This is a genomic window from Rhodoblastus sp., from assembly GCF_041915505.1.
In the GTDB taxonomy this organism is placed as follows: domain Bacteria; phylum Pseudomonadota; class Alphaproteobacteria; order Rhizobiales; family Beijerinckiaceae; genus Rhodoblastus.
Genome location: NZ_JAYSBG010000160.1, coordinates 1 through 7,825, shown reverse-complemented (window position 1 = coordinate 7,825; position 7,825 = coordinate 1). Strand labels below are relative to the sequence as shown.

9 protein-coding genes and 1 riboswitch are annotated in these 7,825 nt (G+C 63.3%); of the genes, 2 read left to right on the top strand and 7 right to left on the bottom strand.

What is annotated here, in order from left to right; all coding sequences use genetic code 11:
• From ACE3S9_RS11250 to ACE3S9_RS11230, 5 genes are all read right to left on the bottom strand, one after another.
• Positions 1–199: DUF1989 domain-containing protein (locus ACE3S9_RS11250; protein WP_374546553.1), on the bottom strand; the 199-nt coding region annotated here is incomplete at its 3' end.
• A gap of 12 nt (positions 200–211) precedes the next feature.
• Positions 212–1,027 (bottom strand): urea amidolyase associated protein UAAP1, encoded by an 816-nt coding sequence (locus tag ACE3S9_RS11245; RefSeq protein ID WP_374546552.1) that lies wholly within the window; start codon positions 1,025–1,027, stop codon positions 212–214.
• Entirely contained in the window at positions 1,024–1,851 is an 828-nt protein-coding gene (locus ACE3S9_RS11240) for an ABC transporter ATP-binding protein (RefSeq protein ID WP_374546551.1), read from the bottom strand. Before ACE3S9_RS11240 ends, ACE3S9_RS11245 begins: the two co-directional genes overlap by 4 nt.
• Positions 1,848–2,666, bottom strand: a complete 819-nt coding sequence (locus tag ACE3S9_RS11235; RefSeq protein ID WP_374546550.1) for an ABC transporter permease — start codon at positions 2,664–2,666, stop codon at positions 1,848–1,850. The genes ACE3S9_RS11240 and ACE3S9_RS11235 overlap by 4 nt, the downstream gene beginning before the upstream one ends.
• Positions 2,667–2,696: 30 nt before the next feature.
• Positions 2,697–3,767 carry a putative urea ABC transporter substrate-binding protein gene (locus ACE3S9_RS11230; RefSeq protein WP_374546549.1) on the bottom strand — a complete coding sequence of 357 codons (1,071 nt, stop codon included), beginning with the start codon at positions 3,765–3,767 and terminating at the stop codon, positions 2,697–2,699.
• 90 nt (positions 3,768–3,857) lie between these two features.
• Positions 3,858–3,965: riboswitch (guanidine-I (ykkC/yxkD leader) on the bottom strand.
• 291 nt (positions 3,966–4,256) lie between these two features.
• Between ACE3S9_RS11230 and ACE3S9_RS11225 the strand changes: the two genes are divergently transcribed.
• Positions 4,257–5,183 carry an AEC family transporter gene (locus ACE3S9_RS11225; protein ID WP_374546548.1) on the top strand — a complete coding sequence of 309 codons (927 nt, stop codon included), beginning with the start codon at positions 4,257–4,259 and terminating at the stop codon, positions 5,181–5,183.
• Positions 5,184–5,240: 57 nt separating this feature from the next.
• On the opposite strand, the gene ACE3S9_RS11220 is transcribed toward ACE3S9_RS11225, so the two are convergent.
• On the bottom strand, positions 5,241–5,450 hold the full coding sequence (locus tag ACE3S9_RS11220; RefSeq protein WP_374546547.1) for a hypothetical protein: 210 nt from the start codon (positions 5,448–5,450) through the stop codon (positions 5,241–5,243).
• A gap of 233 nt (positions 5,451–5,683) precedes the next feature.
• Here ACE3S9_RS11220 and ACE3S9_RS11215 point away from each other — a divergent pair, with 233 nt between their 5' ends.
• Complete coding sequence (locus ACE3S9_RS11215) at positions 5,684–6,760, top strand: AraC family transcriptional regulator (protein ID WP_374546546.1); 1,077 nt, start codon at positions 5,684–5,686, stop codon at positions 6,758–6,760.
• A 112-nt stretch (positions 6,761–6,872) separates the two neighbouring features.
• Here the strand turns inward: ACE3S9_RS11215 and ACE3S9_RS11210 are convergent, their stop codons facing one another.
• Positions 6,873–7,757 (bottom strand): efflux RND transporter periplasmic adaptor subunit, encoded by an 885-nt coding sequence (locus tag ACE3S9_RS11210; protein ID WP_374546545.1) that lies wholly within the window; start codon positions 7,755–7,757, stop codon positions 6,873–6,875.
• Positions 7,758–7,825 lie beyond the last annotated feature (68 nt).

The following is a 7,825-nucleotide window of genomic DNA, read 5'->3' as shown; positions in this document are numbered from 1 at the left end:
CATTGGCCGAATAGCGCTCGGAAAAATCCTCGGCATTGTAGAACAAAGTGTCCACCGCCTGCTGGCCGTAGCTGTCGACGATGCGCAAGGTTTGGCCTTTGCGCAGGATATGGGACCAGGGCTTGGTGGCCGGAATCTCGAAATCGTAGATCGCGCCGGCGGGATCGCGGGACGAGGGCGCGCAGATGAATTGGCTCATGGTTCCCTCCAGTCAGGCGCGCTCGGCGTCGGTATTTTCGAAAGCGCGGATGCTTTCCGCACTGCCCGTACGGCAGAAATCGTCCGCCGGAACCGGCAGGCGATAGCGGGTCAGCTCGATCGCGCCGGGGGCGTAGTCCGGCGCCGGGTCGAGCGGATGCGGACAATTGGAGATGGCCACCAACAGCTCTTGCTCCGCGCGCAGATCGACGAAATCGTTGCGCGCGCGCTGCGCCTCGTTCCAGATGAACTTTCCGTCCGCGTCGACCTCCACCGGCGCGAAAAAAGTCACCGGCAGCGGAATGTCGGCGCACGTCAGGCCAAGTTTCGTCGCGGCGAGAATGAAATTGTCGCGCGTGTTGCGGGGGGCGCCGCCATATTTTCTGGCGTTGGTTGCGGCGTTCGAGCCGCCGACCAGCGCGTCATGCGCGCCGCTGGTGTCCTGCGTGATCGAGAAGACCACCTTGCCCATGTCGGAGAGGATGACGCGGCCCTTGCGGGGCGCCGCGCTCCACTGAATCTTGATCGTGTCGGCATGATTGATGCGCTCGGAGACGTCCTGCGCATTCCAGGCGATGACCGAGGCCGAGGAGCGGCCGTCCGCATTGCCCAGGCGAAGCGTGTCGCCCCTGCGGATCCGGCCATACCAATACCAGCCGCCCGGAATGGCCTCCCGCGCGACGATATGTTCCGGCGCGAGCGCCGCGCCGCCTTTGGGCGTCAGCGGCGGCAAGGCGCGCGGCGCGGCGCCCTGGCCGGCCGCTTTCAGCTTTTCGTAATTGGCGCGATTGACGGCGATTTCCGCCTTTTGCTGCTCGGTGAGACTCATGACTGCCTCGGTTCGTGAATTCCGGGCCGTCCCGGCTCTGCCCCTGTCGCAGCCGGGTCGTCCCGGCCGGGGCTGGTCGAAGTTTTCGGCGCGCCGGCGATGCGCGGCGGCCAGATGGTGATGTCCTTGGCGATGGTCGCGCCGAAGCGCTCCTTCTCCTCCGGCCGGTCGCGGCGACGCTCGAAGGCGAGGACGCGCGTGCCGAGCCGGAAAGCCTCGGCGAGATCATGCGTGACCATGACGACGGTCAGTTCGCACTCGTTCCAGATCTTCCGCATCAACGCCTGGATGTCGCCGCGAATGCCGGGATCGAGCGCGCCGAAGGGCTCGTCGAGCAGCAGGATTTTCGGCCGCCGCATCAAAGCCTGCGCCAGCGCCAGACGCTGCTGCATGCCGCCGGACATTTCGGCGGGATATTTATCCTCGGCGTGGTCGAGCCCGACCTCCGCCAGCAGCGCGCGCGCCTCTTCGCGAACGGCCTTTTTGCGCGCGCCGAAGATCTTGCCGAGAAGGGGAGAATCCGAAAGCTCCGCGCCGAGCATGACATTGCCGAGCGCCGTCAGATGCGGAAACACCGAATAGCGCTGAAAGACGACGCCGCGCCGGCTGTCCGGCTCGGCGGGAAGGATTTCGCCGTCGAGCAGGATGCGTCCCCGCGTCGGCGCGGTCTCGCCGAGCAGCATGCGCAGGAAGGTGGTCTTGCCGCAGCCGGAGGGGCCGACCAGCATCAGGAAATCGCGCGGCGCAATCTCCAGGCTGATGTCTTCCAGCACGATCTGGTCGCCGATTTCCTTCCAGACCTGTTCGACTTTGATCCCGCTCATGACGCCCTCGCCGCCGCGAACCACGGGAAGGCGCGCGCCTGCAGCAGGCGCAGCGCGGCGTCCGAAATGAAGGCGAGCAGAGTGATCCAGGCCACGTAAGGCAGGATCACGTCCATCGCGAGATAGCGGCGCACCAGAAAGATGCGATAGCCGAGGCCTGAGTCCGATGCGATGGCCTCTGCGGCGATGAGGAACAGCCAGGCCGGCCCGAGCTGCAGGCGCAGCGAATCGATCAGACGGGGCAACATTTGCGGCAGCGCCACGCGCAGCGCGATCTGCCAGGTATTGCCGCCAAGCGTCTGCGCCTTGAGAAATTGTTCGCGCGGCAATTCGCTGACGCGCAAGGCGAGGTCCCGGATCATCACCGGCGTGCAGCCGATGACGATAAGCGCGATCTTCGCCGCCTCGCCAAGACCGAGCGCGATGAACAGGATCGGCAGCAAGGCGAGCGGCGGCGCCATCGACACCACCGCGATATAATCGTCGAGCAAAGCGCGCATCGTCGGCAGCAGGCCGATGGCGAGGCCGATGACCAAAGCGATGATGGTGGCGAGGCTGAGAGCCGTCACCAGCCTTTGCAGGCTGGCGAAAGTGTCGGCCCAGAAGATGTAGGTGCCCGTGCGGACGTCGACATGGAAGGCGAGCGTCCGCACCGCATCGGCCATTGCACTGAGCGACGGCAGCAGCTTGTCATTAGGATTTTCCGCGAGGCGCAGCGCGGAAAAGATCAGATAGGCGGCCGCCGTCAGCAGGAACGGCAATGCGGTCAGCACGATTTCCTGGCCCCTGCCGGGCCTTCGATTCAACAGACGCATGTCGCTGATCCTGTGACGGCGGCCAGACGCTTACAGCTTGCCGGCGGCGGCGAGCATCATGAAGCTGGGGTCGAAGCGGAACTTCACGTTCTTGGCGTCGCCGAGCACTTTCTTGTCGGCGAGCTCGATGCCTACAACATCGGCGCTTTTCGCATCCTTGCCGAGCAGCGCCTTGTCGAACAGGAAGGCGCGGACGCGATCCATGGTCGTCGCGATCTCCTTGCTTTGGGTGAAGGCGACAGCGTCCGCAGGCTTGGCGAAAAGCTTCGTCGAGGCGAGCTGGCTGTCGAAGCCGGCGAGGTCGGTGCCCGAGGCCTTGGCCATGGCTTCCCGCGCGGCTTTGCCCTCGGCGTTGGGGGCGAGCATCTTGTCGAGGGTCTCGTACCAGATGCCGACGAGCGCCTTGCCGAAGGCCGGATTGTCCTTCAACACCTGGGTGTTGGCGACCATCAGATCCATGATCTCGCCCGGGATCTGCGAGGAATCGAACACCTTGTGCGCGTCCTTGTTGCCGAGAATCTCGCTGACGATCGGGTTCCAGGTGACGACGGCGGTGACTTCCGCCGATTTATAGGCGGCGGCCATGTCGGCGTCGGAGGTGTTGACCACCTTCACGTCCTTCTCGCTCATTTTCACGCTGTCGAGCGCGCGGGCGAGCAGGTAATGCGAGACGGAAAACTCGACCAGATTGACGTTCTGGCCCTTGATGTCGGCGAGCTTATCCTTGTTCTTCAGGATCACGGCGTCATTGCCGTTCGAGAAATCGCCGACGATCATTGCGGTCGTGTCCACGCCGCCAGCGGCGGGCGTCGAAAGCGCGTCCATATTGGTGATGGTCACGGCGTCATAGGCGCCCGCCGTATATTGGTTGATCGATTCGACATAATCGTTGAATTGTTTGACGTCGATTGAAATGCCGTATTTGTCGGCCCATTTCTTGACGATGCCGGTGTCGGCGGCATAGCCCCAGGGCATCCAGCCGACATAGATCGACCAGGCGACCTTGAAGCTCTTCTTCGGTTCGGCCTGGCCGCCGGCCATGCTCAGGCCGAGCATCGAGCCGGCAAGAAAAAGGGTGCGGAGGAAGCTGTGTTTGCGCATCTGGCCATCCCTCAAATCTGGTTACACAGATTTTGAACATGATGAGGGATCGGCATGGACCATCGTATTGCCAATCCCTTGGCTTACGAGGTCTCCCGGGCTTTTGTCCCGCCGTGCGTCCGAAGGATGTCTCCCTTCGGGAGGCTGCTCTCGGACCAGCATCTCGCAAGCGAGACCGGAACCCTAGCGGCCAACTCTGCCCTGAGGCTACGTTGGCTGATCAAAAAAGCATAGGCCCGTTCTGAGAATGTTTTAGGCAATTGGCGCATATTTTTTCTGCAAATCGGGCAATCAGTAGCTTCGTTACGCCCGATGAGCGCGAAATCGCGCTGGAGCGGCTCTCGATTGGGAGAATAACGACAATCCGCGCCAGCAGGGCGCCTGCGGTCGGGCGGGCGGTCCTTTCCTTATTGACGATTGGGCGCGACTGGAGACTGATTGAACGGTTCGGCGGCGATTCTTGCGCCAAACCCCGAATCAGGCGCCGCCATGAGCCATGTGCTTTCCATCACCTTGCCGATTTACCTGCTCATCGCGCTCGGCTTCGCCTCCACGCGATTCGGCGTGACCACCAAAGAGGAAATTCGCGGAATCGGCGTGCTCGTCATCCGGTTCGCGCTGCCGGCGCTCATCTTCCGCGCCTTGTCGCAGCGCCCGTTCAACGAGATCCTGAATCTGAACTATCTGACCGCCTATGGCGTCGGCTCGCTGATTTCCTTCGCGCTGATGTTCGGCTTCATGCGCTTTGCGAAGAAAAGGGGGCTCGCGGCGAGCGGCATGGCCGGGCTCGGCTCTTCCGCGTCGAACAGCGGCTTTGTCGGTTTTCCCATCGTCGCGATGATGGTCGGCCCCAGCGCGGCCATTGCGCTGGCCCTCAATCTCATCGTCGAGAGCATCTTGATCTTTCCCTTGGGGCTCGGTCTGGCCGAAAGCGAGAGCCGCCAGGACGATCCCCTGCACGAAATCCTGTTCTTCGTGTTCCGGCGCCTGACGCGAAACCCGATGGTGCTGGCCATTTTCGCGGGGACCGCCGCATCGGCCATCGGCGCCCCTCTGCCATCGGCGTTGTTCAAGGCTGTCGACCTGCTCGCCAACGCCGCGACGCCGGCGGCTCTATTCGCCATCGGCGGAACGCTGGCCGGGCTGTCGCTGCGCGGATTGAGTTGGGATGCGCCGCGCATCGTCGTCGCCAAGCTTTTCGTGCATCCGCTGGCGGTGGCCGGCGTCCTGCTGCTTTTTCCCGGTTTCGATCCGCAATTGAAAAAGGCGGCGATCATCTACGCCGCCGGGCCGATGGCGTCGGTCTACCCGCTGCTCGCCCATCCCTATGATAAAGACGGCGTCGCCGCGGCCGCGCTGCTCGGCGCGACCTTCTTTTCCTTCTTCACGCTTTCGGCGCTGCTGCTCGTGATTTGATCGCGGCGGGGCGCGGCTTTCTCGCGTCCAGGTGAGACAAGCGGGGGGCGTCGTTGCCTAGCTCAAGCTGCGATCCGTGGCGCCACGGAGACGGATAAAGTCCGGCGCGAGGCTGGCGAGGCCGAAGATCGCGGTTTCGATATGGCCGATCGCGCGTTGCAGGGCGTCGGAGGGAAGGTCGGACACGGCAAGTTCGGATCGGGCGAAGGCGAGATGGATCAAAGCGATTTCAACGATCGTCTCGTCCTGCAGTTGCAATGAATCCATGACGCCAAATCCTCGAATCGCCGTCTAAAAGGGCGGATTGCGCTGCGGCGCGCGGGCGCCTGTCGGCGCGCCCGCGGCAAAAAACATGATCCGAAGCCGCCAACCTGCGGTTGTTCAATCGGTTAATTCCAACGGATTTCGCAGGATGATTAACCCGCCTTCACGATAGGGCGCTTGATTTCGTCGGCCATTACATTGCTAAATCCCGCCAAAGGCTTGGGGCTTGCGGCGGCATGGCTGACGATCAAAATCCGCATGTTTTCCTGACGACGACCGGCTTCGCGACGAAGCAGGCGGTTGCGGAACTGCGCGGACGCGGCGTCGCCATCGCGCCGCTCCTTCGTCAAGCCGGGCTGCCGGAAGATGATGTCGATCGCGTGATCCAAGGCGGGGATCCGATCCGGCATCGAATCTCGGCGGCGGGACAATGCCGCCTCCTGGACCTGGTCTCGGAGGCGTTGGGCGACCCGGCATTCGGATTCCGGTTGGCGCAAAAAGCCGATCCGCGCGACGCCGGCATTTTGTTTTACGTCGTTTCGGGCGGCAAAAATATCGACGAGGCGCTGACGCTGTTCGCGCGCTACCAGCGGATCGCCAACGAAGCCTTTCGCGTCAGACTTGTCCGATCGGCGGATGGGCTGGCTCTCGAAACCGCCTTTCACGGCTTGCCCGTCCAGAGCGCGAGGCATAATGCGGAATTTGGACTCGCGGTTATCGTAAAGGCGTTGCGCGACGTCGTCGGCCAGAAAATCCGGCCGGCGCGGGTCGCCTTCGCGCATTCCCGCAGCGCGAATCCGAAGGATTTCGAGCGGTTCTTTCTTTGCCCGGTCGAGTTTGGCCGCTCCGCGATCGAAGGGACGTCCGATCATTTGCTGGCGTTCTCGAACGACACGCTTTCCGTCCCGCTGATGACGGCCGATGCCAAGCTGATTGACGCGCTCAAGCCGTTTTGCGAGGCGGCCGCGAAAGACCGGGGCGTCGCGATGGGAACATTGCGGTCCGCCGTGGAGCGCGAAACCGAGAAATTGCTGCCGAACGGAAAGGCGCAGGCGAAGAATGTCGCGAAGGCGCTGGCCCTCAGCGTTCGCACGCTTTCGCGTCGTTTGGCCGATGAAGGGACGACTTTTGCCGAAGTCGTCGATGAATTGCGGCGAAGTCTCGCGCAGCACTATCTCAAGGACTCGGCCATGTCTTTGTCGCAGATCGCATGGCTGCTTGGCTACGAAGGCTCGACCTCGTTCAATCACGCTTTCAAACGATGGACGGGACGCGCGCCGTCGGCGGCCCGCAATGAAGGGGCATCGCGCTAGCTGTTTCGTCCCGGCGTTTGCCGGAGCGGATCGCTATTGAATTGCTGAGGTTCGGACGTCCAGCATTTGCAGATGAGCTCGTATCATTATTCTCACGCAACAATGAAATCAGCTAGCGGCCGCTCGCGATCGGGCGCACCACGACCGTCGCGGACATCCCCGCCGCGAGCATCAAATCGGGCGGCAGGTCCTCCAGCGTGATCCGCACGGGGATGCGCTGGGCGAGGCGAATCCATTCGAAATTCGGATCGACCGAGGCGAGCAGCCGTCCGTTCGCTTTGGCGGGATCGGCGATGGCGCGGCTCAAACCCTGCACCTTGCCTTTCAACACGGCGCCGCCGGCCATCAGTTTCACCTGCGCCGGCGCGCCGGGCGCGATCGCCGGCAGTTTGGTCTCCATGAAATAGGCGTAGACATAAAAGGAATCCCGATCGACCAGCGCCATGACGCCGGCGCCCGCCGTGGCGTAATCGCCGACCGTCGCGGTCAGGTTGGTGACGAAGCCGTTCACCGGCGAGCGCACCGTGCTGCGTTCGAGGTTGAGTTCGGCGACGGCAAGTTGCGACTGGGCGAGCTGGAGCGCGGCGGCGGCCTCTCCGGCTTTCGTCTTCGAGGCTTCCGCCGTGACCCCCGAGATCGCGTCGGGATCGCGGGCCATCACCTGCGCGTCGCGGCTCGCATTGTCCTGCGCGAGCTTCTGGGTCCATCGGGCCTGCTCGACATTGGCCTTCGCCTCCTCAAGCGCGAGGGTGAAGCGCTGCCGGTCGATGACGAACAGCACGTCGCCCTTCGCCACGGTCTGATTGTCGGCCACGCGGATCTCGTCGACGCGGCCCGACACGTCTGGCGCCACCTCGACAATATTCGCCAGCACGCGCGCGTCGCGGGTCCAGGGCGACAATGTGTAGAAGTCCCACAGCCGCCAGCCGGCGAAGCCCGCGGCGGCCACGACGCAAAGGGTGATGAGGATGCGCGAGACGGACGCTTTCAGAGCCATGCGAGATTTCCGAGAAAGACCATCCCGCTCACGATGAGGACATAGAGCGCGAGATTGAACAGGGAGCG

Coding starts and splice junctions, on each gene's coding strand:
- ACE3S9_RS11245 (WP_374546552.1), bottom strand. CDS start 1,027: ATGAGTCTCACCGAGCAGCAAAAGGCGGAAATCGCCGTCAATCGCGCC.
- ACE3S9_RS11240 (WP_374546551.1), bottom strand. CDS start 1,851: ATGAGCGGGATCAAAGTCGAACAGGTCTGGAAGGAAATCGGCGACCAG.
- ACE3S9_RS11235 (WP_374546550.1), bottom strand. CDS start 2,666: ATGCGTCTGTTGAATCGAAGGCCCGGCAGGGGCCAGGAAATCGTGCTG.
- ACE3S9_RS11230 (WP_374546549.1), bottom strand. CDS start 3,767: ATGCGCAAACACAGCTTCCTCCGCACCCTTTTTCTTGCCGGCTCGATG.
- ACE3S9_RS11225 (WP_374546548.1), top strand. CDS start 4,257: ATGAGCCATGTGCTTTCCATCACCTTGCCGATTTACCTGCTCATCGCG.
- ACE3S9_RS11220 (WP_374546547.1), bottom strand. CDS start 5,450: ATGGATTCATTGCAACTGCAGGACGAGACGATCGTTGAAATCGCTTTG.
- ACE3S9_RS11215 (WP_374546546.1), top strand. CDS start 5,684: ATGGCTGACGATCAAAATCCGCATGTTTTCCTGACGACGACCGGCTTC.
- ACE3S9_RS11210 (WP_374546545.1), bottom strand. CDS start 7,757: ATGGCTCTGAAAGCGTCCGTCTCGCGCATCCTCATCACCCTTTGCGTC.